Below are 25852 nucleotides of genomic sequence, written 5' to 3' on the forward strand. Positions count from 1 at the left end.
TCCACTAATAAAGAGTTAGCAACACAATAAGCCTATATATGTTGAAGTAGGGGGGACAAGTTTTTTGTTGTCCCCCGAACAATAACACTGTCAGGTAATGCTATTCGGCTTCATAAGTTAGTCTAGCCGAATTTGGTAAGAAAGTTGTTCTAATAGGAGCTAAAACAACTTCATTTGCTCCTCGGCTGAAATGTTTTCTCCATCTATTATATACCCCATTGCTCGGTATCCTGCTAATCTTTTTTCAAACATCTTTTTCATAATCGGTATTTTGTGATCGACGTAATCATATACACGTACTTCTTGTTTATTCGCATGAATTCGGTGCAGACGTCCTACATATTGTTGTAACGTACCTTTCCACGAAATTGGCATTGCTAAAAATAAGGTGTCCAGCCTCGTGTTATCAAACCCTTCACCCACATATTTACCTGTAGCAATCACTAATCTCTCTACACCATCAGGAATAGAAGCAAGCTTTTGTAGTGCTTGTGCTTTCTCTTTTTTCGTCATTTTCCCACAGAGTACAATAATATTTTTTGCAAAACCTTTGAAGAGGTTTTGCAAAATTTCAATATGTTCAATTCGTTCTGTTAAAACTAACGGGCAGCGGCCTTCTTCAAGTGCGGACAATACGTCATCAAACAATTGTTGATTTCGTTGTTCATTAATTACAATTTCATGATAAAGATGTTGGATGTCTTTGCTTAAAGATGTAAAATTTGTATATCTTGGTATTAAGCGATGAATGAATGGCCGTACTTTTGCTTGTGTTTTCCCATCAATTTTATAACGAACAGATCCACATTGCATATGAATAATGGGATGTAACCCATCTTTACGTGTTGGGGTAGCTGTTAATCCACACACATACTTAGCACGAATTTGTTTTAATACCTGTTCAAAACTGAACGCAGAAATATGATGGCATTCATCAATAATAATTTGACCGTATTGTGTAATAGACGACTTCAGTTCCCCTTTGTAATTTAAGCTTTGAATAGTAGCTATATCAACATTTCCTGTGATTTTGTTTTTTCCGCCACCGATTTGTCCAATTTCTTTTGATGGGATATTAAGAAACATAGATAATTGCTCTATCCATTGTTGTATCAACTGCGTCCGATGAACAACGACTAACGTATTAACTTTTCGTTCCGCAATTAAAGCCGCTGCTATCACTGTTTTTCCAAAACCGGTTGTTGCCGAGAGAATTCCTATATCATGCTTCAGTAGTTGCGATAAAGCATCATGTTGCTGGGAAGTTAACTCACCGTGAAATTGTACTTCAATTACCTGACCATCGAATCGATGGTCATTGACTTCAGCGTGAATAGATAGAGATGAGAGGAGATCAATAACCTCTTCCAAACAACCACGTGGTAATACTAAATATCCTCTTTCCTCCCAAGAACAGTTAATGACTCGTGGTATCCCGTATGTTGACAAACGGCTTTTCTGGGCTTTATAAAATTCAGGGTTTGCAAATGTTGCTGTTTTTGTCAACTTGGTCAAAAGGGAAGAGGGAACACCATCTTTTTTTACATATAGCCCATTTTTTAATTCAATTGTTACTTTCTTTGGATATATTTCATTAGTAGTAATCAACTTATTTTCATACTTCCGTATAACATCTTGTACTTCGTTTTTTGTCATCATTTGAACAGAAGACAAATATAGCCATTGATCTGGATAAGGTGTAAAAGATTCGTCCACAAATACACTATTCCCGTTGGCTCTTGGTTTTCGTTGAAGAGGTAAAGCGATTAAGTTACCAAACCCACCTTTAGGGAGTGTATCTTGATTCGGAAATAGCCGATCATAAGAATCTAAACCGAGTTCATACCGATTTTCCAACGTTTTTGCAAGCAACACCATTCCCATTTTACGAGCTAACGAAGCAGGAATCGCTTCGGAGAAAAAGATCCATACATGTGCACCATTTCCGGACCTTGATCGTTCAATACTATACGGTACGGAAAACTGTTTGCATATGTTGACAAAAGCTAATACATCTTCTTTCCAATTCTTTTTATCAAAATCAATTGCTAAAAAGAAACAAGTTTCATCTTTTTGCATTGGATAAATTCCAATTGTGTGTTTTCCACTTAAATGATCGTAAAGTACCTGATCATCTAGTGGCAACAACGTTCGGTGTTTGCACTCACTACATTTAATCTCCGGTTTTCGACAAAAAGGCGGTTGCCATTCATAGGCACAAGCCGGGGTATATCCCGTTCGTCCATCTTTTGACTCCCAGCGAACCGCATATACATCTGTTCGGCCTCGGAAAAGTCGCTTGAATAATCGAATCTTTTCTTCCGGTGAGGAGCGGTTATTGACCATCAGATTAGCTGAAGGAACAACAGAACGAACGTCCCTATTCTTTTGCATCATTGTTGAAAGAACTTGTTTTAAATATTCGTTTTCTTTTCTCAAACGTTCACATTCCGCAAGTACCTGTTCCAATTGAATTCGGATATCCATAACCTTCCCTCTGACCATTTTAATAAGCTGCTAATGTTATTGTAAAACATTGCGCTAGAAGTTAAAAGTGAACACAACTTCATTAACCTGAAGGAAAAAATATTATTGGAATAGGAGAGCTCGACACAAGGTTGTGAAAGTGATATCATGATATAAAAACTTGAAGGAGGCCGTAGTCATTATGAGCATTCTCAAAAAAGGGCTAGCGTTTGGACTCGGATTGGCGTTAGCGAGCAAAGAACAAGTAGAAAAGCTAATTGATGAATTGGTGAAAAAAGGGGAATTGTCCCTTGAAGAATCGAAGGATGTTATCGACCAGTGGAAGCAGCAAACAGAAGAAAGAAAAGCGGAATTGCAGCGTATCGTGCGCGAACAGATCAAACAAGTGATCGATAAATTCGATTTAGTGACGAAAGACGAGCTGCAACAATTAGAGCAACGAATCCGCCGTTTAGAAGAAAAGGAAGACCAGTAATCAAACGGGGCCGCCCATATGGCCATTAAAGGAGATGGACGGATGATTGGAAAAAGAATGCGCCATATGAGCCGTTATCGCGATATCGCTGTCGCTTTGCTCCGCCATGGCTTTGAAATGGTGGTCGAAGAAATCGGTTTTTCCCAGCTTCTTTCCCTTCCGCAACGGCTGCGTGTGGACAAAAAGGAGAAGAATGAAAAAACGATCGGCGAGCGCATCCGCCTTGTACTTGAGGAACTAGGACCAACCTTCGTGAAATTAGGCCAGCTGGCCAGTACGCGCCCCGATTTAATTCCAGAACAAATTATTCGTGAACTGGAAAAATTGCAAGATCAAGTGCCGCCTTTTTCGTTTGCCGATGTTCGCCGCATTATCGAGGAGGAGTTGGGGGAGGAACTGGATCATATTTTTCATTCTTTTGAGGAAGCTCCGCTTGCCGCCGCCTCGATCGGACAAGTTCATCGGGCGGTCCTTCATTCCGGCGAAAAGGTGGCAGTGAAAATTCAGCGTCCGCATATTGCCTCTATCATGGAAACGGATTTGGAAATTCTTCAAGATTTGACCGCACTCGCGGAACGCCGCTTGGCATGGGCGGCGCAATATCAGATGCGGGATATATTGGACGAACTATCGAAATCGCTTCGCCTAGAGCTCGATTACACTGTGGAAGCGCGCAATGCCGAGAAATTTTCCAAACAGTTTCAAAGCGATCCGACGATTTATGTGCCAAAAGTGTTTTGGGACTATTCAACAAAAAAGTGCTGACGATGGAATATGTGGAAGGCATCAAACTAGGGGAACTTGAGCGGCTGAAACAACGCGGCTATAACTTAAAAATTCTCGCGGAGCGGCTGGCAAAGGGAATGTTCCAGCAAATTTTTATGAAAGGCTTTTTTCACGGCGACCCCCATCCGGGAAATGTGTTAGCCTTGTCAGGAAACGTGATTGCGTTCATCGATTTCGGCATGGTAGGACGAATCACTTCAGAAATGAAATATCATTTATCGTCCTTCATTATCGCTTTGATGCGCCAAAGCACCGATGGGATCATGAAAACGATCGGGGATATGGGCTTGGTGCCGGATGATGTAGATGTAAGCCAGCTGCGCGAAGATATCGAGAAATTAAGGGAAAAATATTATCATATTCCGTTGAGCCAGGTCAGCCTCGGCGAAGCGGTTCACGATTTGCTTCACGTTGCATTCCGCCACTCGATCCGCATCCCGAGCGATTTAACGTTATTAGGGAAGGCGCTGCTGACGGTGGAAGGGGTCGTGGAAAAATTGGATCCCGACTTTAGCATTATCGACATTGCCGAACCGTTTGGTCGCCAGCTACTAAAGGAACGGCTACGTCCGGAAAACGTAGCGGAAATGGCATGGAAACGCCTTTCCGATTACGGTGAACTGTTCGTGGATCTTCCAAAAAATGTAAAAGAATTAACAAGGCTGATGAAACAAGGGAAAGTGCGCCTAGAGATCGGCATCCCTGACTTGGATTTTCTATTAAGAAAATTAGACCAAATCAGTAACCGCTTATCGTTTAGCATCGTTTTGCTTTCCTTCAGCATCATTATGGTCGGCATCATCATTGGCTCTTCGATGGGCAGACAATCGACATTGTTGTGGAAAATCCCGGCCATCGAAATTGGCTTTTTCGTCGCTACCTTAATGTTTTGCTGGCTTTTATATTCAATTTTTAGATCGGGAAGGTTTTGAATGGAACTCCCCCCACTTACTGGATAACGTCAGTGGAAGTGGGTGATTTTTTTGTGTTGCTGGCTGCAAGTCCCTGTCAAAGAAACGTGCGGCGGCGAAGAAAACAAATGGGACTATAAACATGTGGACGGTTTGCTGATGGAAGAAGAGCGCCAAGGGGCAACGTTCGTTCTTCCTCTCGCAGCTATTATTGAAACAGGGAACCATATCGCCCAAGCGACCAAAAATCATTATGAATGTGCGCAAGAACTCGTGCGGATTATTGGATAAAGAATCGCCTTGGGCACAACTAAATTCAAGAAGGGGAACAGAAGATTCAAACTCCAGCTGATTTCTGTCTTGCGTTAGCTTCCTTTGGTTTATTGACCGTCTGGAAGTGCCTGCTTTGGCTTGTCGTCATCTTTTCTGCTTCCGCAGGAGCTTTTCTTGCGTTGATCCACTAAATAAGCTCGGTTTCTTGAATAAGGGTTCATCACCACAAAATGTACTTGACGAACACGTAATGTTGTGAAGCAAGGGATACCGCTTATCGTTTATTTAACTTTCATTTACAATTATGTATAAACAAGTATCAAGTCCGCTTTTATTAAAAAATCAAGCACAACTTTTGGTGAAGAGCCTGAATAAGAAACATATTACAAAAAGTGGGGAATCAAGTAAAATAAAAGAGAGAAACAAGCCGAGAGAAGGGGAATAGGTATGCAAGCGGCGAATGGAAAACATGGACGCATTATTTTTCATATCGACTGCAATTCGTTTTTCGCGAGCTGCGAGGTGGCGCGTGATCCGTCATTGAAAGAGAAACCTGTCGTCGTAGCAGGTGATCCGAAAGAACGGAGAGGGATTGTGCTAGCGGCGAATTATATCGCTAAGCAGCGCTTTGGCATTTATACGACGATGCCGCTATGGGAAGCGAAGAAAAAATGTCCATCTCTTGTCGTGCGGAAACCGAATTTTTCGCTTTATCGCGAAATGAGCCAGCAAGTGTTCGCATTTTTACAACATATTTCTCCGCTTCTTGAGCGCGCTTCTATCGATGAAGGCTATTTAGATGTCACAGAAATGGCATTATCCCAGCACCCGCTTGTATTAGCCGAACAAATTCAGCGTGAGTTGCTTGAAACGCTTCATATCCCCGTCAGCATCGGCATTGCGCCGAACAAGTTTTTAGCGAAAATGGCAAGTGAAATGAAAAAGCCGCTCGGAATTACTGTCTTGCGCAAACGCGACGTCCAACGCCTATTATGGCCACTGCCGGTTGGGCAGATGCATGGAGTAGGCGACAAAACCGCCGAAAAGCTAAATACGATAGGGATTACAACCATTGGCGACTTAGCAAAAGCCGAAGAAGCAGCACTCCAACAAAAGCTTGGCATTTATGGCCTTCGTTTGAAAGAGCGGGCGAACGGCATGGATGATAGTCGTGTCGATCCGGAAGAAGGGGAGAAGTGTAAATCAATCGGCAATTCCACAACACTTCCGTACGACGTAACTGAAGAGCGGGTTCTGCTTGATGTACTTCGCGAGCTAGCCGAGTCTGTCAGCGTACGAATGAAACAGAAGCGAGTGGTGTCTGCGACGGTTCAATTGACGATCCGCTATCACAACTTCCAAACGATCACCCGCAGCAAAACGTGGGACAACCCGTTTCAAGACACGGAAGAGATTTTTCGCTATGCGGTGTATTTATTGAAAAAACATTGGAACGGAGATCCAGTCAGATTACTTGGCATTACCGCTCTTGACGTCTTTGATCGCAAAGAAGCCGTCAAACAGCTCGACTTATTCCATTATGAGGAAGAAGCGAAAACCGAAGCGTTATGGAAAACGGTAGAGAAGCTCGGAAAAAAATTCGGCGACGCAGCGATTCAAAAAGGTGCCTCCTTGTTAGAAAAAGAGAACTAGCAACAAAATAAACAAAATAAAATGATCACATGACAGCGCACAAGATTTTCGCATGAGCCTGCCATATTGCAGGGGAATTTACCATAATAAATTATGAACATGCATCCCATCCGTTAATGGCTCATAGGATATTACGAATGAGAAAAAATGGGAGGGCTTTCATCATGGATTCTTATTTATACAACGATGCAAGGTTCATTAAAGACCTTGAAAAAGCCATTAACGGAGAGTATAGTGCGATTCATTGTTATGCCAAATTGGCTGATTTGGCAGCAAAAGAAAACGTGCGAAAACAAATTCTTGAAATTCGGCAGGATGAGATCAAACATTTTCAACAATTTGAGCATATTTACGTCAGTCTAACCGGGAAACGTCCTCAACCGAAGATCATTGAAGAATGTTCCGATGTTTATGTAAATGGATTGGAATTTGCTTTGCAAGATGAACAGCGAACAGTAGATTTTTATTTAGAAATTGCAGATTATACGGCCAATCCGTACATTAAAGAAATATTTCGCCGAGCAGCGGCGGATGAGCAAAATCACGCCGTTTGGTTTTTATACTATTTTTCCAAAGCCCGATGATCGTTATCATGGGCGTTTTTTCTTTTGGTTAAAATTAGTATTTCAATCATTTTCTGGTGTCGCAACACGGCATGGGCGTCTATCCTGAAAACATAATTTGAAAAAAAACGCCCCCCTAGCCCTTGGGATATAATTTCCAAAGGAAGGTATTACGTTATATATATGGTTCATCACCAAAAGATGTACTTGATTTTTACATTAAAATGTGATAAGGGTCTCTAAACGGATACGTAAAGTAAAACGTTGGATATTTCTGTAGCCATATCCTCGACGTTTAATCAGTTTGATTTTGTTGTAGAATTTATTGGTGGCGCATTGTTTGCATTAGGATTATTTACTCCGATTGCCGCTCTTTTGATTGCTGGAACAATGGTTGTCGCAATTGTTAAAGTTCACGGTCCAAATGGTTATTGGATTACTCCAAATGGTTTTGAATATAACCTAATGTTAATCGCTGTTGCAATTGGAGTTTTATTAATAGGTCCAGGTCAATATTCACTTGATACTGTAATTTTTGGTTCATAAAATATGGATACGATTCATGACTATTGATTTATCCTAAAAAGCTTCCAACCGTTCAGCGTTAATTCGTATTTATTGAAAGAGTGCCTTCAAAAGAGGATCGATGGTCCCACATGTATGCATGTTCTTTGATCGAATTGGAAATCATAGTAGTGTCCACCCCTTGGGTTTTAGTTTTTTGTCACCGTATATGATTCCAAGGTGGTGGTTTTTTTATGTGCATTTATGCATCCGTTATGCGTTTTGCAACACGTTCTTAGAAATTAACCATTCGATAATCTCGTACAAAGCAGCGACGGCTAGCGACATGATTATAACAAAGGGAGGAAAACAACATTTCTAAGGTGTTGTTTTTTCATAAGTAATGGAATAATAAAAATCTAAAAATGGTGATGAATTATTCAGCATAATACACGATCTTCGATTAGACTTTACGGTCGTTTCCTCTGGAGAGCTGTTCCATCAATGTTGCTAACTTCTGCTTCTTTTAGCGATTTTTGATTATATGTATAAGATCTTTTACGAATTTCGCCGTAATTTTGTAACATATTTGTCAAACTGTCAAAGAAATTATGATCGTTTTTCTGTTATAGTATTAATTGTATTTGTCACCCAGAAAATGTGCGGTTTTTTAGGGAGTTTTCATGTTTCCCATATTGGTTATGTTTCATTTTGTGAAATTATAAACATGCTGTAACTTTAGGTCGTTACAGATGTTGAACCATTTAAAGATGAAAACTATAAAATCTGATGAAATTCTTATAGGGAGGAAATATCATAGTATGTGAAGTTATGTGAAATTATGAGCATGTATTTATGTGAAATTATGAACATAATATAAAGGAGGAACTACTATGGATCCAGTGTTGTTGGCAAGAATGCAATTTGCTTTGACTACAATCTACCATTTCTTCTTCGTGCCGCTTACCATTGGCTTAGCATTTATTATCGCTTTGATGCAAACATTATACGTAGTGAAGAAAAAAGAGATTTATAAAAAAATGGCGAAATTCTGGGGACATTTGTTCCTGATTAATTTTGCTGTGGGGGTTGTAACAGGAATTATTCAGGAATTCCAATTTGGGATGAACTGGTCGGATTATTCCAGATTTGTCGGTGACGTCTTCGGGGCACCTCTGGCCATTGAAGCATTGCTTGCCTTCTTTATGGAGTCCACTTTTATCGGACTTTGGATTTTCGGCTGGGACCGTTTACCTAAAAAAGTGCACTTGGCAAGCATTTGGCTTGTATCTATTGGGACTATGATTTCCGGTTTTTGGATTTTAACAGCAAACTCCTTCATGCAAGTGCCTGTTGGTTATGAAATTAGAAATGGCAGGGCAGAAATGGTTGACTTTCTTGCACTTATAACCAATGGACAATTATGGGTGGAGTTTCCGCATGTCATCACAGGTGCATTAGCTACCGGAGCATTCTTCATTGCTGGTGTAAGTGCCTATAACCTATTAAAAAAGAAACATATTGAATTTTACAAGAAATCCATGAATATTGCCTTAATCATTGGTTTAATCGGCAGTTTGGGCGCAGCCTTCAGCGGACATGGCCAAGCACAATATCTTGTGAAAACACAGCCGATGAAGATGGCCGCTGCAGAGGGGATTTGGGAAGATACGCCTGATCCTGCGCCATGGTCGGCGTTTGCTTGGATTGATACAAACAATCAAGAAAATAAGTTTGAACTAAATATTCCTTATGCATTAAGCTATTTATCTTATTCTAAATTTGAAGGCAGTTTAAAAGGAATGAAAACTCTCCAAGCCGAATATGCGAAAAAATACGATCCAATCGTTGGCAAAGGTACGAATTACATCCCTCCAGTCAAAACAACGTATTGGAGCTTCCGTTTAATGATTGGCTTTGGCATAGCGATGATCTTATTATCGATGATTGGTCTGTATCTGTGGAAAAAGGGACACCTTGAGCAAAGCAGTATGTTCTTGAAAATCCTTGTGCCGGCTATCTCGTTTCCGTTTTTGGCAAACACTTTCGGATGGATCATGACCGAAGTGGGACGTCAGCCATGGACAGTATTTGGATTGATGACAACAGCTGACGCTGTATCACCAAATGTTTCTGCAGGGACCATTTTATTTTCCATCATTATGTACACACTGATATTCACGATTCTTGCAGGTGTGATGGTTTATTTAATGGTTCGTGAAATTAAACGAGGACCGGTAGAGCATCAAGATGTAAATTCAACGGTATCAATAGATCCATTCAATAAGGCAGGTGCTTAAGATGGAATTGAGTGAACTTTGGTTTGTCTTAATCTCCATACTTTTTATTGGGTTCTTCTTTCTTGAAGGTTTTGATTTTGGCGTAGGAATGTCGACTCGCTTCCTTGCCCGTGATCAAAAAGAGCGGACTATCATGGTGAACACAATCGGGCCTTTCTGGGACGCGAATGAAGTATGGCTAATAACTGGAGCGGGTGCCATTTTTGCAGCCTTTCCGCACTGGTATGCAACGATGTTCAGCGGCTATTACTTGCTGATGCTGACAGTCTTGCTGAGCCTAATTGGACGCGGTGTTGCTTTTGAATATCGCCGCAAGGTTGAAGACACGCGCTGGACGAATGTATGGGACTGGGTGATCTTTTTCGGAAGCTTGCTGCCGCCGTTCCTTTTAGGTGTTCTGTTTACAAGTGCGCTTAAGGGTGTGCCGATCCATGAAGATATGAATATGGAGGCAGGTTTCTCGGATGTTATGAATATTTATTCCATTTGGGGCGGCTTAACGATTACGTTACTGTGCTTATTGCATGGATTGACTTTCCTATCTTTAAAAACAGAAGGAGAGATCAGACAACGGTCGGCTGCATTGGCTAAAAAATTGGTGTTGGCCGTACTTGGATCACTTATCATTTTTGTAGGACTCTCTTCGTTTATGACAGATATTTTTGAGGTACGCCCTATCCTTGAGCCTATTATTGTCGTATTGATTGTGCTTGCTTATGGATTATCATACTATTTCATTTCCAATAAACGCGAAGGAATGGCATTCACTATGACAGGACTTGGAATCGGACTAACGGTATCATCGATTTTCGTTGGACTGTTCCCAAGAGTGATGGTCAGTTCCTTGAACAAAGCCTTTAATTTAACGGTCTACAACGCATCCAGTGGGGCATATTCCTTGAAAATAATGACAATTGTGGCCGTAACTATTTTACCGTTTGTATTAGGGTATACTATTTATAGCTATTACGTATTCCGTAAACGAGTATCTGACAAGGAGCATTTAACGTACTGATGGATAAAACATTGTTCTCTTACAAAGGGATTAAGCCGGTTTTAGCTGGTCTGGCGATATTAACGGTTATTCAAGGTGCTATTGTTATTATTCAAGCTTATTTTTTGGCAGACGCAATCTCCTCCCTTTTTGGGGGAGATTTGTTTGCCAATGTCTTTAAAAAGTTGATTATTTTCTTTCTTGCGTTAGTTGTTCGCCAACTGCTAACCGTTTGGAAAAGAAATATAGTCTACCATTTTGCTGCCAGAACGAGTAAAGAGTTGCGGGAATCATTGTTGCAAAAGCTGTTTCAACTCGGCCCTCGTTTTGTAAAAGAAGAAGGCTCCGGACAGACAGTCACCTTGGTTATGGAAGGAATGATGAAATTCCGCCGCTATTTGGAGCTTATTCTTCCGAAATTGATGAATTCGGCAATTATCCCTGTTATGATCTGTATCTTTATCTTTTTTGTAAATATCCGTTCCGCTGTCATTTTAGGCCTAGCCGTTCCGATACTTATTGCTTTTATGATTTTGCTTGGATTGGCGGCAAAAATAAAAGCCGATCGCCAATATGAATCCTATCAAATGCTGTCCAATCATTTTGTCGATTCGTTGAGAGGATTGGAGACACTCAAATATTTAGGATTAAGCCGGCAGCACATCAACAAAATTATTTTAGTAAGCGAAAGATATCGACGGGCTACAATGGAAACTTTGCGTATCGCCTTTTTATCTTCGTTTGCATTGGATTTTTTTACCATGCTCTCAATAGCGACCGTCGCCGTTTTTCTTGGAATGGATTTAATAAACGGGAAGATGGAGTTGCGTCCAGCGTTGACGATTCTTATCCTAGCGCCGGAGTACTTCCTGCCAATTAGGGAGGTGGGGGCCGATTACCATGCGACGCTTGACGGTAAAGAAGCAGGCAAAAAGATTCAGGAAATTCTCGATAAGGAATCGTTGCAGCAAAAACAGGATCCTATCCCCCTTTGGAAATCAACAAGTACATTTTCTGTTAAAGGGGTAAGTGTACATTTTGCTGACAGCGATCGTCCAGCTTTACAGGATATCCAATTTTCTGTTTCAGGCTCAAAAAAAATTGGAATTATTGGAGCTAGTGGTGCAGGAAAATCCACATTGATTGATACATTAAGTGGATTTTTAACGCCTTCGTCAGGAGAATTTCAGGTAAACGGCAAGAAGTTAACCACTTTGTCTCAGTTGAATTGGCAAAATCAAATAACGTATATTCCCCAACACCCTTATATATTTCACGATACCGTTTTAAACAATATTCGTTTTTATGATCCGGAGGCAACCGTGAAAGAAGTAGAGGAGGCAGCAGAGAGAGCGGGACTCACCGAAGTGATTCAATCGTTGCCGCAGGGATTTGAAACAATCATAGGGGAAGGGGGACGGAGCTTAAGTGGCGGACAGGAACAACGGATCGCCCTCGCACGGGCATTCTTAAGCAACCGTCCTATCATCATTCTTGATGAGCCAACTGCCCATCTTGATATTGAAACGGAATACGAATTAAAAGAGACGATGTTACAATTGTTTAACGGCAAGCTCGTATTTTTTGCTACACATCGCTTGCATTGGATGCTTGATATGGATCAAATTATTGTTCTTGATCAAGGCAAAATAGTGGAAATCGGAACACACGAACAGTTAATCGGGCAGAATTCTACTTATTATCAGCTTGTTAAAACACAAATGGAGGGCATCTAATGAATAAGGAGAATTGGATCTTCCCGTATTTGCGTCAATATCGCGGCTTGTTTGCGTTGGCTATTCTTCTTGGTTCGCTTACCATTCTCTTTGGCGGAGCATTGATGTTTACTTCGGGTTATTTAATTTCTAAAGCGGCGACACAACCTGAATCCATTTTAATGGTTTATGTGCCGATTGTTGGTGTCCGTGCATTCGGAATTGGTCGATCTGTGCTTAGCTATGCGGAGAGACTGACAGGACACCAATTCATTTTGAAGATACTTTCCGAAATGCGCGTCCGCTTATATAAAATCATTGAGCCGCAAGCCTTGTTTCTTCGTTCTCGCTTACGCACGGGTGACGTTCTTGGTGTACTCGCCGATGATATTGAGCATTTGCAGGATTTTTACTTAAAAACACTGTTTCCTTCACTTGTTTCTTTAGTCATTTACACAGTGATTATTATTTGTGCAGGACTTTTCTCGATTCCATTCGCAATTCTCCTAGCTGTATTCATAGGGTTGTTGATTTTTGTTGGTCCAATTATTTCATACATTTATACGAAAACAAAAAATGAACAATTGAAAAGGGGAAGACACCAACTTTATCAACAGTTTACCGATACGATTTTTGGCATAAGCGACTGGATATTTAGCGGGAAATACGCGGCTTTTATTCAGCGATACGAAACACAAGAACATAAACTGCTTGCAATTGAAACGAAGAAACGTTCCTTTGTGAACTGGCGAGACGTTTTAAATCAGATTGTGCTTGGTGCCATTGTCATCATCGCCATCTATTGGGCCAATGAGCAGACGCTAAGAGGAGAATTCTCGCCCACGATGATTGCTGCTTGTGGTCTTGTAGCACTGTCCTTAGTGGAATCTTTTTTGCCGATTGCAGGGGCAGTTAGTGAAACATCGTCTTATCAAGATTCATTAAAGCGTCTTGAAGCCATTGAAGCAGAGTCTTCTCTACCTTGGATAGAAGCAGATGGATGCAAAAATTCACTGGATTTATCTCAAGTAACGATTGAAATAAACCATTTATCATTTGGATATACTTCTGAAACACCACTGCTGAACGATTTTAGTTTAAAAATAGGGCAGGGTGAGAAAATTGCCATTATCGGGCGCAGCGGATCCGGAAAATCGACGCTGTTGAAATTACTTCAAGGAGCTCTTGTACCGACTCGTGGAGGAGTGCGTATAAATGGGATGAATGCACATGAGTTGGGTTCGGCTGTTCCAAAATTAATGGCTGTTCTCAACCAAAAGCCCTATTTATTCAATACATCCGTCATGAACAATATCCGCCTTGGCAACCCGGAAGCAACGGATGAAGAAGTATACGAAGCAGCCAAGATGGTTCAATTGCATGAATTGATTATGCAATTGCCTAAAGGATATGAGACGAACATGCAAGAAACAGGTTCTCGCTTTTCCGGTGGTGAACGGCAAAGAATCGCACTGGCACGGATATTATTGCAAAAAACTCCGATCGTCATCATGGATGAACCGACAGTTGGGCTCGATCCAATCACAGAAGCGAATTTATTGGCTACCATTTTCAATACGCTCAAGGGAAAAACCATCATTTGGGTAACACACCATTTGATGGGCGTGGAGAAAATGGATCGCATCCTTTTCCTTGAAAAAGGAAAAATCATCATGGGTGGAAGTCATCAACAACTGCTTGAAAGCGAGGAAAGATATCGACGTTTATATGCACTGGATCGTCCGGCTTTACAATTTACAATCGGGGAAAGCCCATGCAAGGGCGTAGCCCGTCTTTAGACATGGGATGAACCGATTGCTTTGACGCAGTCAAAGATGGTATACTGCTTATTTCAGGCAGATCCGGCTCGATTTTGGCTCTATCATTCAAGATATACGACCGATTTCACTTCAAGATATTGTATTTAACGATTTCTCCAAACTACATTGTAAAGAGATTGTAAAATCAAGAACTTGAATCTTATTGGTATGATTGGTACAACGAAAACGGCCAGATCATCATGAAGTTCCATGGTCATGATCATCCGGATGGAACAACAGAAGAAATCTCCGAGTTCGATCCTTTTCATATTCATAAAAAGAAAGACTCTTTCGATACCCAAGCGGCATTCCGTGAAAAAGACACGAAATACTAGTGTTTGGAGTCCGTTCTTTTCTTTATTAAAGAATGTCTGTACGTGGCTGCTTATAAATAAGTAATCGAAGGAACACGGTAGGTGTTCAGGAGGCATTATGGGTACATATTATAGCTTAGGGATTATTAGTGAATTTGTGGCTGAATCAGAAAAGATTTTAACTCAAGCTGAATGGGAACAGCTTTTAACAAAACGATTAGATTTAAGTTTATTCCAACTAACCATCCATGACAATAAAATTTATGGATCGCTTTATCCAGAAATTTTCAAGGAAAACATTAAAGATTTCTATCAAATTCTAAAGGAAATTGCTGGACCGAACCGAAGTGAAAACATTGATTATTATGAAAAGAAATTCGGAAGTAATCTAGATGATTATCAATATTCCGAAACCGTTCTTTTCGTTGAAGGTTCTGACGGTTCTTTAATTAAAATAGGCGTCCGCTTTGCTCTGCTATTTGTTGAGGGGAAGGTAAGTGTTGAAATTTTTAACACTGAGCCTCATTTAATAAATTGGTTATTTCGCAACAGTAAAATAGAGAATAAGCTTGCCGGCTGTGTTATAAGCGAGATTGTGTAACTAAAAAACCTAAGAGGGCAGTAAATAGCAACTGCCTTATTTTTTGTTTTTATTATCAGTTTACATAACACTTATTATAGGAAGTTGTGGTAGTTTCATCTCAATCCAAAAGTAAACTTATAATATTGAGATGAAAAAAAGAAAAATAAACCGTGCAGCGTTTTTTGTTTCAAAGTCGCTGCACGTTAGTGTTGTTGGAACAATTGACAAAGCATGGTTTCATCCTTCCATGTAAAAGTAAAATTACGCAATGTCGATGTTTCGATAGCGTACGCCTTTGTATTGAACACGGATAGGAACCCCTAATTCCTTTTTATATGCTTTCATTGCTTTTTTTGCTTTTAAAAACGCATCCATCATTCCATTGGCAAGAATCGCTTCTTCCCGTACCATTTTCTGATCTGTATAAAACGAAAAGACATAATGTTTCAATGTCCTCACCTCCCATTTTTCATATTATAAATAAAACCTGTACCTATTCAAATATAAAATCTGTTACATTTATATTATAGAGAAAGTCGGCGTCCGTTTAAACATAAAAACTGTTACAATTATGTTAACTTTTTATTAAAAAACGTGCAGTTTTTCTGCACGTTTTTATTGCGGATTATTCATTTTCCATTCCCAATATTTTAAATAGTTATATGGATTAATCGCGTTCCAATTCAAATCATACATCCCGAAATGCAAGTGAGCAACAAATTTGCCGGTTGTTCCGAGTGGACCGTATCCAGAATCGCCGACATAGCCGATTAATTGCCCCTTTTTCACTAATCCGCCTTCGTTAATACCTGTTGCGTAAGTTTGCATATGAGCATAATAAATGTAAACCCCTTCACTTGTTTTTACCGTGAGACGCCAGCCGCCTAAATCGCTCCAACCTTTGCGAACGACTGTCCCGTCTGTCGAAGAGTAAATTGGAGTTCCTTTTGGCGCGATAATATCTATTCCTTCATGAACACGCTGACCACCGTATTGCCGACTTTCCCCATACGTATCACCAAACGGAGTATACGTTCCCACCTGCAGCGGAAAAACGGAATCTTGCAAACGATCCGGAGCTACTGGTTTCGAAACTTCCCCGTCCGTAATTTTTAATACTTGTCCAACGTAAATCGTATCAGAAGTTAAGTTGTTTATTGTCTTTAATTGTTGCACGGTTGCTCCGTATTTATTCGCGATACTATATAAGCTATCCCCTGCTTGCACCGTATACGTCACCGCTTTTGTTTCCGTTGGCGAGGTTGTTGGCGTTTCTGCTGGTTTTGCGACACTTAATACTTGACCAACGTAAATAGTATCGGTGCTTAACTGATTCCACGTTTTTAAATCAACAAGCGAAATGCCATAATCTCGAGCAATAATCGATAACGTTTCGCCCGCACGAACGGTATGGGTCGTATACGTGCCTTTTTCTGCTGAAATTATTAACGTTTGGCCTGGATAAATAAAATCATTGGATAATTGATTGCGAATTTTAATATCGGCAATGAATACATTGTATGTTTTGGCAATTGTGGATAAACTATCGCCCGCTTTTACAATATACGTCGTATCATGAGTATGTGGAGGCAATAGCGTTAACGTTTGGCCAACATAAATTTGATCACTTGTTAACCCGTTCCATGCTTTTAAATCTGTCACAGATAAATGGTTCGCGGTTGCAATTTTCCATAAGCTATCCCCTGCTTGCACTTTGTATGTTAATTCGTGTGCGTCTGCTTGTCCTACACCACTAACGAATAATGCGAACGTCAGTCCTGCTACCCATGTTTTTTTATTCATGTTGCACCTCTCTTTGCTAGTTTGGTATATTCCTATTTTACTTGTAAAATAGCAAGGGAGGCAGACTGTAATTGTTGGAAATATTCGAACAACAAAAAAGTTGACGCCACGCATCAACTTTTTTTGCTTTTGTATTTCCGAATTGCCTCTTCATAGCGTTGGGCAATCGTTTCTTTTGGCCATGACAATTGTTGTTGCAAATACTCTAATACAAGTGTATCATCTGCCAATCCTGCCGCAAATTGTCGTTTTATCCACCGCTCTGCTTCCTCGCTACTTTTAAACGAAACAGCTGGGCCGCCGCTAAGCACCTTCCACATGCGTTCTTTTTCATTAGCGAGTAAAAACCATTGTTCTCCATTATTTTTGAAAAAGATTCCTTGGTCGTTTGTTTTTATATTATAGCGATTTTGTTCCGCATCGCGATAAACAGGCGGAAGCTGAAATGCCGGCACAGCGAAGCGTGAAAACGCATGTTCATCCATTAAACAGCCCGAAGCTTTCGGATGGCCTCCACCACCAAATTTTTTTGCAAATGCCGACACGTCTACTTCGTCGTGAATCGTTCGAAACCCAATATGTTTCGTCCCAACATTTACAAGGGAGATTAAATCCAAGTGTGGGAACCGTTTCGCTAAAGCATTTCCTAATTCAGATATGTGCTGCTCGGCAAATACGATTCCTATGCAATGCCCATCCATCCACGTTTGTACAAGTTGCTTTTGTTTGAGGCGAATGTAGCGCTCTAATTTCTTTTCTTCTGTTTGAAAGATATATTGTTCCATGTCATTAAAAGAAAACGGAAGCTTCGCCTGCAAACGCTCTAACATCTGTTCGATGAACTCATCCATCCCTAAAATTCCTAACAAATCGTTTAGCCTCTTTGCTTCAATCGTTTTGTTTTCATCCCAATCCCACGTGTCGTATTGACGAACGAGTTCCACAAACACATCTAACGCTTCATTTCGCTCTAAAAAATTTTTTTGAACGAGATATTCATAAAATAAGGAAGTAGCACACGTTTTTTTCCCATGTTCATCTACTGGCTTTACATGTCCCCACGGATAGCGATTAAAATGAAGGGCGGTTACATGGTGGTCAATCATTTGCACATGCTTTCCTGATTGGAATCGTTCAGCTAGTTTCTTTTCGATTTCCTCGTTTACCGCCAAATCGGTAATATACAGCTGCTCGTCGTGTAGGTTGTTATCAATAAATTGCCGCACACGTTCATTTAATGTGCGATAGGAGCAGTAAGCAATATCCACATTGCTACCAAAAGCAAGCTTCGCGAGCAAGCCGCAACTAATACCATCTAAGTCACTATCAGTAAACAGTTTTATCATTTTGTTCCCCCTTTTTATAAGCTTTTATATAACAATTTTTTTAACAATGGAAATAATTGATCTGGAAGTATAGAGACGTCCGGAACAAACAAGCAGTGTTTGCCGTAAATATTTTGAATCGTTTTTTGCTGCCCCTCGTCAATTTCTCCGTTTGCTAAAAAGAGGTTAATTACTTCAATTCCGTGTTTTCTTGCTTCGAGCACCGCTTCATGCGTATCGATAATTCCGTTTTGCTCATAGCCATACGCTGCTGGTTCGCCATCAGAAAACACTAGTAAAAATTTTTGTTTTTCTGTTCGCCTCCTTAATTGTTCCGTCATGAGACGGATTGCAAAGCCATCGCGATTATCTTCTTGCGGCTGCAGCTGAAAAATTTCTGGACCACTTTGCTTCTTTTGGGAAGCGGCAAACGAAATAACAGTATGCAAATAATTCGGCTGGCTCGTTTCATTTGCTTCATTGGCATCTTCCCAAAAGCCAACAATTTGATGTGAAACCGCCACCGATTTTAACACCTCATGAAATAATACGATCCCTCGCTTCGTTTCCTCCATTTTATCATGCATCGAAGCAGAGCAGTCCACTAACAATGTAAAAACGGCATCAATGGCACTGGATGGAGTGCGCTTTTTGTAAAATAAACGCGGCTGTTCGTCCGTCCATAAACGAAGTAATTTTTTATGCAAACGACCAAAGTGTAAATCTGTACGGGGCATAATTTTTTTATGTTCAAGCATTTGTTCAATCATTTTTTTCAATTTCTTTTGATAAACGGCAACCTCTTCCTTTTTTCGCCCGTATTCCCGAATATGGGCGAAAGAAGGAGGAGATGGAGAGAGGAAAATCGCTTCTGCATATTTGTTTTCTTTCCCATAAGGTTCCCCTTTCCCAGATGGCTGCATATGAATTTTTTTCGCTTCTACTTGCTTCGTATAGTCCGTTCGATTGCTTTTTTGCGAGGAACCTTGAACAACCCCAAGTGCTTGATCCCCTGCTTCTCCTTCGCGCACTCCTTCCCCTAATAAATCTGCTTGTGTTCCTTGCTCTAGTTCAAACTGTAAAAAGCTTTTCGTCATTTTGCTTGTTTCGCGATGCCATGTCGGCAACGTTTGTTCGTGGACATCCTCGTCTCCTTCTTTCCCTTCATTGAGCACGTCACAGTTATTCAACGGGTCGATTCGTTTTATGTCTTCCATCAACATTCCTTGCGGTTCGTAGCTATGTTCTGGCAAATAAAAATACGTATTTAACATGTCTTTTTCTAGTATTCCTTCTAACATTCCAGTTATTAGCAACACAACGCGTGCGACATCGCGCGTTGATGCAGCGTCAAAAAACTGACCGAGCAACTGGCGAATTTGGGGCATGAGATGGTCAATTGGTTCAGAAATAGGAGGAATTTCTTCCAACGGTGATTCTGATGTCAACAACAAATACGTAGCGGCAAATAACGTATCCGTATACACGCTTTTTACTAAGTTGGCATGCATCTGACTCTGGAAATAATGGCGATACACATTCCTTCTTGTACGAAACCATTTTTTTGTCCCAGGACGATCTCGTTTACAAAGCTCCTCGAGCCGCATATCTTCAGCGAGCATAAACAGCTGCTTGGCAAACCGAGGAGTAAACGTCGTATTCACCTGCTCAAGGAAGGAGCGGACTTCCGCAATCGTTGTGTACTGTAATGTTCCGATGGCACGTAAGCAAACATCGCTTTTCAACCCATCGACTTTTTCTGGACGGTTATCCCAAAAATGGCTGACGTATATTTTCCGATTGACAAAATTAACATACGACTGAACCCCAAATTCTATTTCCCAGTCAGCTTGTTTTGTTAATGTTTTTGCTAAATCCGATAGCTGCATAAATAAAAACGAGTCGACTTTTTTATCATTAAACTGGATAAACCGTTTCATCGTTCTTCCCTCACTCAAAGAGTGTTTCCGCAATGTTGCGTACCGCGGCTTTTTCGCGGTCGTCTTCTAATTTTTCGACAATCCCGCGCTCAATTGCTCGAAGCGGCGGCAAATAAACTGCTAAATCGCATGCATCAATGAGTGCACGAATAGAAGCTGCTGTTTCTGAAATTTGGCCGCTTTGCACTTGAACGATTAAATCAGCCGATAACATTACAAATCGATCGATTAACGAATGATCCTTTAATATACTCTGTGCTCGTAATACATCTTTTAATGCGTCACCTTGAATGTAGGGGACATCTATAACAATAAAGCGATTTTTGAGCGCTTCGTTTAATGGAACTGTGCCGATGTATCCTTCGTTAATCGCAGCGATTACGCCAAACGTGCTTTTCGCTTTTACTACTTCGCCAGTAAATGGGTTGGTGAGCGTTTTCCGATAGTCGAGTACACCATTTAAAATCGGCAACGTTTCTGGCTTCGCCATGTTAATTTCGTCAATATAAAGCAAATGACCTTTTGTCATTGCTTGAATGACAGGTCCAGGAATAAATTCAATAACAGGTTTTCCTTCCCGTTCTTGAATCGTTTTGAAGCCAAGCATTGCTTCTGCGTCTAGGTCAACAGAACAATTAATGCTATGCATTGGCTGTCCGAACAAATAAGACAACGTTTCCGCTAACTTTGTTTTCCCTGCACCCGTTGGTCCTTTTAAAAGCACATTTTTTCCAAGTGCCAATGCAACGATAGCATCGTAAAGAGTATAGGGAGCTGCTGTAGTGTATCCTCCTTTTCCAATTAAATACGCGTCTTCGTCATAGGCAAACTGTTTCTTTCGGGTTTGCATCTGTTGTTCAATGGCAACAGGTAATGCTATATTCATGTTTATGTATCGTCCTTTCTGTCATATGTAATCACTATCCCATTCTACTCGATGTTTTATGTTTAACGCAAAAGAGATGATTAGTATCTTATAAAAATGTTATGTAAACATATTGGCCAAGAGAGCTTTTGCCCTCTTAGCTATAGTTATCTTGGATAGCCTTACGTATAAGCGCTTCACAGCGGTCTAACTCTGCTTTCAGCTGCCGTTTGTACAGTTTCGCTTTCTCATATCCTCCATCTGCAAAGCGATAGTAAACGACTTCTTGGTACTTCATCCCCTCTTTTTTTTGCTTCACTTGTTTTAAAATGCCGTCTTCAATTAAATCGTGTAGTGCTTTATACACCTCCGAATGGTTCGGTTTATATCCATACGGTTTAAACTCTTGCCGAAGCACGTCTAATAGTTTTAGCCCATATAAACGTTCTTGCTCTGTCAACGTAATTAAATACAATTTTAAAAATGCGCGCTGCTTTAACAAAAATCCGCTTGATGTCCGTTTTTCTCCCATATATCTATCTCCTTTCCTAGAGAAAATAACCGTTTCCCTTTATAATTATTCTTTTCCGTTAACAAAGATCCTTCTTTTTTAAATATTTTTTTATTTAGAACATAGTTGTATTTTATCACCATAAGGCGAAAAAAAGAAATACCCGCTTGCGAGTATTTCTTAGTTAAAAACGATCGTTTTGTTTTGGTAAATGATGACGCGATCTTCGAGATGCCATTTTAATGCCCGCGCAAGAACCGTTTTTTCGATAATGCGTCCGATTCGTTTTAAATCTTCTGGATGATAGCGGTGGTCTACTCGCGCCACGTCTTGCTCGATAATCGGTCCTTCGTCCAAATCGTCGGTGACATAATGGGATGTTGCCCCGATTAATTTGACTCCACGCTCATACGCTCGTTCATACGGTCTTGCTCCGACGAAAGCTGGCAGAAACGAATGATGAATGTTAATAATTTTGGCTGGAAATTGTGCCACAAATTCCGGGGATAAAATTTGCATGTAGCGGGCAAGCACGATCGTATCGACTTTATATTCATTTAAAAGTGCGAGTTGTTTCCCTTCTGCTTCCGCTTTTTTTTCTTTTGTCACTGGAATGAAATAATAAGGGATACCAATCGATTCGACGCTTTCTCGCATATATTCATGATTGCTAATGACAACAGCGATATCTGCTAAGAGTTCCCCTGCTTGCCATTCCCATAGCAGTTCTAATAAGCAATGTTCTTCTTTGGAAACGAAAATCGCGAGCTTTTGCAAATCGTTATGTAATCGAAAACGCCAATTCATTTGAAATGTTTGGGCAATCGGTGCAAATGCTTTTTCTATGTTCGCTTTTCGAGTGGCCATCATCGGTGTATCAAATTCGATTCGTAAAAAAAACGTTCCCCCTTCTGGATCAGTCGAGTATTGACTTGATTCAACGATATTTGCCCCTTGCTCGTACAAAAACGAAGTGACAGCAGCTACGATACCAGGTCGGTCTGGACATGAGATGACAAGCCGTGCTCGATGCTGATAGTTTTGCAAAAAATTTTGTAGACGACGTTCGCGAAACGTGTGCATCCATTTTCCCCCTCGATATTTTTTCCTCATCATACAAAAAAACGGCTGGAATGCCAACCGTTTTTTTGTTTATTTTTGTATTTTTGCTAAAAAGTTATTTCGTTAAGTCGCCGGCAGGGCCGAAAAATTCATAATGGATATTAGCTTCTGCTACGCCCCATTCTTTTAGTGCGTGATAAATAGCTTTCATAAATGGCACTGGACCACAGAAATAGAAATCGGCTTGCTTATCCTGCACGATTGTTTGTAACCATTCGCCTGTAATCCATCCTTCTTTGGCGAAGTGAGGGTTTTTTCGGTCTATGTCTGTTGGCGATTCATAGCAAATATAATAAGAAAGCGACTCATGCTCGTTCGCAAGTTTTGCAAGATCTGCATCAAAGGCGTGAACGTTTCCGTTGATTGCTGCATGAATGAACGTTGCTTTCCGCTCCGGTTGCTTAGCGATTAACGTGTTGACCATGCTAAATAACGGCGTAATCCCAACCCCACCGCTAAGGAACACGACTGGCGTTTCTTTTGCCATATCAAGCGTAAAATCACCCGCTGGTGCGCTTAATTCAAGTACATCCCCTTCTTGAATGTGGTCGTGTAAATAGTTTGATACGATTCCAGCTGGTTGCGTATCGGTTGCTGCTTCTTTTTTCACGCTAATCCGATAATACCCTTTTTGCGGAGCGTCAGATAAGCTATACTGGCGAATATGTGTATACGTTTCTCCAGGGATCGTTACTTTTACGCTTACGTATTGGCCAGGTAAGAAATCGCTAACTTCTCCGCCGTCTTCTGGTACAAGGTAAAACGACGTAATGACATCACTTTCTTTTACTTTTCGTTGCACAACAAAGCGGCGGAAATCTTTCCATCCCCCTGTTTTCCTTTCTGCTTCCCGATACATTTCTTCTTCAACTTGAATAAATACGTCCGCAATGACACCATACGCTTCTCCCCACGCCTCAATCACTTCATCGGTTGCTGCATCGCCTAACACATCTTTGATCGCTAACAATAAATGCTTTCCGACGATTGGATAGTGCTCTTTTTTTACACCGAGGCTGCGATGTTTGTGCCCAATTTGTTTGACTACCGGCAAAATCGCTTCTAAGTTATCAATATGTTTTGCTGCTGCGTAGACAGAAGCCGCTAACGCTTTTGGCTGTCGTCCTTGTTTTTGATGGGCATGGTTGAAAATGTTCAACAGCTCCGGGTGGTTAGAAAACATTAATTGATAAAACCGTTTCGTAATTTGTTCCCCATACTGTTCTAGTACCGGTACTGTTGATTGAATGATTTCGATCGTTTTTTTGCTTAATAATGTTTTTGTTGCGTTCATGAATAAATCCCCTCACTAAAACATGTATTTTATATACATGTTTATTGAATCATAGTGTTTATTTAAAAAGCAATATTTCAAATACATCTTTAACAAAATGTTCACATTTTCGCACCGAACAAAAAATATGGTAAACTAATGGATAGACAAAGTGATTGAAGGTGTGACAAACGATGCAGTTAACAAACTATACAGAATACGCACTGCGTGTGCTTCTTTTCTTAGGGGCATTAGAACCTGGGGAAAAAACGAATATTAAAGAAATTTCGCGCGCCTTTTCCATTTCTGAAAATCATTTAAGTAAAATTGTATACGAACTTGGAAAAGAAGGATTTATCGAAACAATTCGTGGACGAAACGGTGGCATTCGCCTTGCTAAAAAACCAGAAGATATTTGCATTGGCACTGTCGTCCGCCATACAGAAGATAATTTATCGCTCGTTGAATGTTTTGCTGGACACGGCAACCATTGTATTATTACTCCTGTTTGCGGGCTTAAACATGTTCTTCACGAAGCGTTGGAGGCGTTTTTGCGAGTATTAGATTCATACACGCTAGCAGATTTGTTAGCGAATAAACATCATCTACAATCCATCTTCCAGCAAAAACGTTCGTAACAAGCATAGGATTGTCTCCTTTTGTGAAATATATTACTATTAAGAAGGTGTCTAAAAAACAAGCATTTGAAGGAGGTCCAAATGAAACAGGCATTGTCATCACTACCACCATATTTAAAAATGGAGAATGGGGAACTTTGGTTGACGGAAGATGATCGGGAGAATTTAAAAATTAGCTATCGAATCAAAGAAATTATCTTCTCAGAGCAATCTCCGTTTCAACAAGTGATGATTTTAGATTCGTACGATTTTGGCAGGATGCTCGTGCTTGACGGGGTTGTTCAAACAACTTCGATTGATGGTCATATTTATAATGAGATGATTTCTCACGTTCCACTTCAATTCCATCCAGCGCCAAAAAAAGTGCTGATTATCGGTGGTGGCGACTGTGGAGCAGCTCGGGAAGTAGCAAAATACCCCGATATTGCAGAAATTCATATGGTAGAAATTGATGAAAAAGTCGTACAAGCTTGTAAAGAACACTTGCCAGCCGTTTCTGGCAATTTATCTGATCCTCGCGTCCAATTTATTTATACGGATGGGGTCGCATTTGTGAAAGAACACGCAAATACGTACGATGTCATCATTATTGATTCCTCTGACCCGATTGGACCAGCGAAGGAATTATTTTCTTATGAGTTTTATAAAAGTGTGCATCGCGCGTTAAAAGAAGATGGGATAATGGTATGCCAAAGTCAATCCCCTATTTTCCATCTAGATGTTTTAAAACAAACGTATACAAACATTCGTCAACTATTTCCACACGCAGCTGTCTATACCGCAACGGTACCAACGTATCCGGGCGGATTATGGAGCTTTACCATCGGCGCGAAAATTCCGCTTTCTCTTCCGAATAGATTGTCGTTGCCAACCGACACGAAATACGTAAACGATGCGATTCTAACTCGTTGTTTTGAATTGCCGCAATTTATGAAAACAGCGTTATCATAGAAACAAGGTGTCCCACAGGGGGGCACCTTGTTTACTATAAGTACTT

General features: G+C 40.6%; 20 protein-coding genes and 4 pseudogenes. 14 read left to right on the forward strand and 10 right to left on the reverse strand.

The window, feature by feature from the left end; translation table 11 throughout:
- Positions 1–159: 159 nt before the first annotated feature.
- The gene (locus GFC30_RS09985; RefSeq protein ID WP_066324947.1) at positions 160–2487 is read right to left on the reverse strand and encodes a TOTE conflict system archaeo-eukaryotic primase domain-containing protein; all 2328 of its coding nucleotides are present in this window, start codon (positions 2485–2487) and stop codon (positions 160–162) included.
- Between the two features lie 181 nt (positions 2488–2668).
- Here GFC30_RS09985 and GFC30_RS09990 point away from each other — a divergent pair, with 181 nt between their 5' ends.
- From GFC30_RS09990 to GFC30_RS10010, 5 genes and pseudogenes are all read left to right on the forward strand, one after another.
- Entirely contained in the window at positions 2669–2962 is a 294-nt protein-coding gene (locus tag GFC30_RS09990; protein WP_066324950.1) for a phasin family protein, read from the forward strand.
- Between the two features lie 42 nt (positions 2963–3004).
- Positions 3005–4680 (forward strand): annotated as a pseudogene (locus tag GFC30_RS09995) (ABC1 kinase family protein).
- 42 nt (positions 4681–4722) lie between these two features.
- Positions 4723–4950, forward strand: a complete 228-nt coding sequence (locus GFC30_RS10000; RefSeq protein ID WP_148660378.1) for a hypothetical protein — start codon at positions 4723–4725, stop codon at positions 4948–4950.
- A gap of 429 nt (positions 4951–5379) precedes the next feature.
- Positions 5380–6585, forward strand: a complete 1206-nt coding sequence (locus GFC30_RS10005) for a DNA polymerase IV (protein WP_066324953.1) — start codon at positions 5380–5382, stop codon at positions 6583–6585.
- A gap of 164 nt (positions 6586–6749) precedes the next feature.
- A complete protein-coding gene (locus GFC30_RS10010) occupies positions 6750–7169 on the forward strand; it encodes a ferritin-like domain-containing protein (protein WP_066324955.1) in 420 nt (139 codons plus the stop codon).
- 198 nt (positions 7170–7367) lie between these two features.
- Here the strand turns inward: GFC30_RS10010 and GFC30_RS17785 are convergent.
- Positions 7368–7463: pseudogene (locus GFC30_RS17785) on the reverse strand (transposase); the annotation flags it as partial.
- 3 nt (positions 7464–7466) lie between these two features.
- Here GFC30_RS17785 and GFC30_RS10015 point away from each other — a divergent pair.
- From GFC30_RS10015 to GFC30_RS10040, 7 genes and pseudogenes are all read left to right on the forward strand, one after another.
- Positions 7467–7694 (forward strand): annotated as a pseudogene (locus GFC30_RS10015) (DoxX family protein); the annotation flags it as partial.
- An 851-nt stretch (positions 7695–8545) separates the two neighbouring features.
- On the forward strand, positions 8546–9952 hold the full coding sequence (locus GFC30_RS10020) for a cytochrome ubiquinol oxidase subunit I (protein ID WP_066324957.1): 1407 nt from the start codon (positions 8546–8548) through the stop codon (positions 9950–9952).
- 1 nt (position 9953) lies between these two features.
- The gene (gene cydB, locus GFC30_RS10025; RefSeq protein WP_066324964.1) at positions 9954–10967 is read left to right on the forward strand and encodes a cytochrome d ubiquinol oxidase subunit II; all 1014 of its coding nucleotides are present in this window, start codon (positions 9954–9956) and stop codon (positions 10965–10967) included.
- Complete coding sequence (gene cydD, locus GFC30_RS10030) at positions 10967–12682, forward strand: thiol reductant ABC exporter subunit CydD (protein ID WP_066324966.1); 1716 nt, start codon at positions 10967–10969, stop codon at positions 12680–12682. Before cydB ends, cydD begins: the two co-directional genes overlap by 1 nt.
- Complete coding sequence (gene cydC / locus GFC30_RS10035; protein ID WP_066324969.1) at positions 12682–14460, forward strand: thiol reductant ABC exporter subunit CydC; 1779 nt, start codon at positions 12682–12684, stop codon at positions 14458–14460. Before cydD ends, cydC begins: the two co-directional genes overlap by 1 nt.
- Before the next feature lie 185 nt (positions 14461–14645).
- Positions 14646–14816 (forward strand): annotated as a pseudogene (locus GFC30_RS17790) (hypothetical protein); the annotation flags it as partial.
- 97 nt (positions 14817–14913) lie between these two features.
- Entirely contained in the window at positions 14914–15396 is a 483-nt protein-coding gene (locus GFC30_RS10040) for a hypothetical protein (RefSeq protein WP_066324970.1), read from the forward strand.
- A 243-nt stretch (positions 15397–15639) separates the two neighbouring features.
- Here GFC30_RS10040 and GFC30_RS10045 read toward each other — a convergent pair whose 3' ends face one another.
- The 8 genes from GFC30_RS10045 to hmpA all read right to left on the reverse strand — a co-directional run bounded on the left by GFC30_RS10045 (position 15640) and on the right by hmpA (position 24238).
- On the reverse strand, positions 15640–15828 hold the full coding sequence (locus GFC30_RS10045) for a hypothetical protein (RefSeq protein WP_066324973.1): 189 nt from the start codon (positions 15826–15828) through the stop codon (positions 15640–15642).
- Positions 15829–15993: 165 nt separating this feature from the next.
- A complete protein-coding gene (locus GFC30_RS17630; protein WP_066324975.1) occupies positions 15994–17181 on the reverse strand; it encodes a LysM peptidoglycan-binding domain-containing protein in 1188 nt (395 codons plus the stop codon).
- A gap of 113 nt (positions 17182–17294) precedes the next feature.
- Positions 17295–18527, reverse strand: a complete 1233-nt coding sequence (locus tag GFC30_RS10055) for a DHH family phosphoesterase (protein WP_066324978.1) — start codon at positions 18525–18527, stop codon at positions 17295–17297.
- Positions 18528–18541: 14 nt separating this feature from the next.
- Positions 18542–20446, reverse strand: a complete 1905-nt coding sequence (locus tag GFC30_RS10060) for a vWA domain-containing protein (protein ID WP_066324981.1) — start codon at positions 20444–20446, stop codon at positions 18542–18544.
- Positions 20447–20456: 10 nt separating this feature from the next.
- Positions 20457–21332, reverse strand: coding sequence for an ATP-binding protein (locus GFC30_RS10065; protein WP_066324985.1), 876 nt, complete (start codon positions 21330–21332; stop codon positions 20457–20459).
- Positions 21333–21468: 136 nt separating this feature from the next.
- On the reverse strand, positions 21469–21843 hold the full coding sequence (locus tag GFC30_RS10070; protein ID WP_066324988.1) for a replication termination protein: 375 nt from the start codon (positions 21841–21843) through the stop codon (positions 21469–21471).
- 159 nt (positions 21844–22002) lie between these two features.
- The gene (gene purU, locus GFC30_RS10075; protein WP_066324990.1) at positions 22003–22905 is read right to left on the reverse strand and encodes a formyltetrahydrofolate deformylase; all 903 of its coding nucleotides are present in this window, start codon (positions 22903–22905) and stop codon (positions 22003–22005) included.
- Between the two features lie 94 nt (positions 22906–22999).
- Positions 23000–24238: an NO-inducible flavohemoprotein gene (gene hmpA / locus GFC30_RS10080; protein ID WP_066324993.1), complete on the reverse strand. Its 1239-nt coding sequence runs from the start codon at positions 24236–24238 to the stop codon at positions 23000–23002.
- Between the two features lie 173 nt (positions 24239–24411).
- On the opposite strand from hmpA, the gene GFC30_RS10085 reads away from it, so the two are divergent.
- Together GFC30_RS10085 and speE are read left to right on the forward strand one after the other, a co-directional pair.
- The gene (locus GFC30_RS10085) at positions 24412–24855 is read left to right on the forward strand and encodes an Rrf2 family transcriptional regulator (protein WP_066324998.1); all 444 of its coding nucleotides are present in this window, start codon (positions 24412–24414) and stop codon (positions 24853–24855) included.
- An 81-nt stretch (positions 24856–24936) separates the two neighbouring features.
- Positions 24937–25806 carry a polyamine aminopropyltransferase gene (gene speE / locus GFC30_RS10090; protein WP_066325001.1) on the forward strand — a complete coding sequence of 290 codons (870 nt, stop codon included), beginning with the start codon at positions 24937–24939 and terminating at the stop codon, positions 25804–25806.
- The last annotated feature ends 46 nt before the right edge of the window (positions 25807–25852 follow it).

Origin of the sequence: Anoxybacillus amylolyticus, assembly GCF_001634285.1 — a bacterium.
In the GTDB taxonomy this organism is placed as follows: domain Bacteria; phylum Bacillota; class Bacilli; order Bacillales; family Anoxybacillaceae; genus Anoxybacteroides; species Anoxybacteroides amylolyticum.

Coding starts and splice junctions, on each gene's coding strand:
- GFC30_RS09985 (WP_066324947.1), bottom strand. CDS start 2,487: ATGGATATCCGAATTCAATTGGAACAGGTACTTGCGGAATGTGAACGT.
- GFC30_RS09990 (WP_066324950.1), top strand. CDS start 2,669: ATGAGCATTCTCAAAAAAGGGCTAGCGTTTGGACTCGGATTGGCGTTA.
- GFC30_RS10005 (WP_066324953.1), top strand. CDS start 5,380: ATGCAAGCGGCGAATGGAAAACATGGACGCATTATTTTTCATATCGAC.
- GFC30_RS10010 (WP_066324955.1), top strand. CDS start 6,750: ATGGATTCTTATTTATACAACGATGCAAGGTTCATTAAAGACCTTGAA.
- GFC30_RS10020 (WP_066324957.1), top strand. CDS start 8,546: ATGGATCCAGTGTTGTTGGCAAGAATGCAATTTGCTTTGACTACAATC.
- cydB (WP_066324964.1), top strand. CDS start 9,954: ATGGAATTGAGTGAACTTTGGTTTGTCTTAATCTCCATACTTTTTATT.
- cydD (WP_066324966.1), top strand. CDS start 10,967: ATGGATAAAACATTGTTCTCTTACAAAGGGATTAAGCCGGTTTTAGCT.
- cydC (WP_066324969.1), top strand. CDS start 12,682: ATGAATAAGGAGAATTGGATCTTCCCGTATTTGCGTCAATATCGCGGC.
- GFC30_RS10040 (WP_066324970.1), top strand. CDS start 14,914: ATGGGTACATATTATAGCTTAGGGATTATTAGTGAATTTGTGGCTGAA.
- GFC30_RS17630 (WP_066324975.1), bottom strand. CDS start 17,181: ATGAATAAAAAAACATGGGTAGCAGGACTGACGTTCGCATTATTCGTT.
- GFC30_RS10055 (WP_066324978.1), bottom strand. CDS start 18,527: ATGATAAAACTGTTTACTGATAGTGACTTAGATGGTATTAGTTGCGGC.
- GFC30_RS10060 (WP_066324981.1), bottom strand. CDS start 20,446: ATGAAACGGTTTATCCAGTTTAATGATAAAAAAGTCGACTCGTTTTTA.
- GFC30_RS10065 (WP_066324985.1), bottom strand. CDS start 21,332: ATGAATATAGCATTACCTGTTGCCATTGAACAACAGATGCAAACCCGA.
- GFC30_RS10070 (WP_066324988.1), bottom strand. CDS start 21,843: ATGGGAGAAAAACGGACATCAAGCGGATTTTTGTTAAAGCAGCGCGCA.
- purU (WP_066324990.1), bottom strand. CDS start 22,905: ATGCACACGTTTCGCGAACGTCGTCTACAAAATTTTTTGCAAAACTAT.
- hmpA (WP_066324993.1), bottom strand. CDS start 24,238: ATGAACGCAACAAAAACATTATTAAGCAAAAAAACGATCGAAATCATT.
- GFC30_RS10085 (WP_066324998.1), top strand. CDS start 24,412: ATGCAGTTAACAAACTATACAGAATACGCACTGCGTGTGCTTCTTTTC.
- speE (WP_066325001.1), top strand. CDS start 24,937: ATGAAACAGGCATTGTCATCACTACCACCATATTTAAAAATGGAGAAT.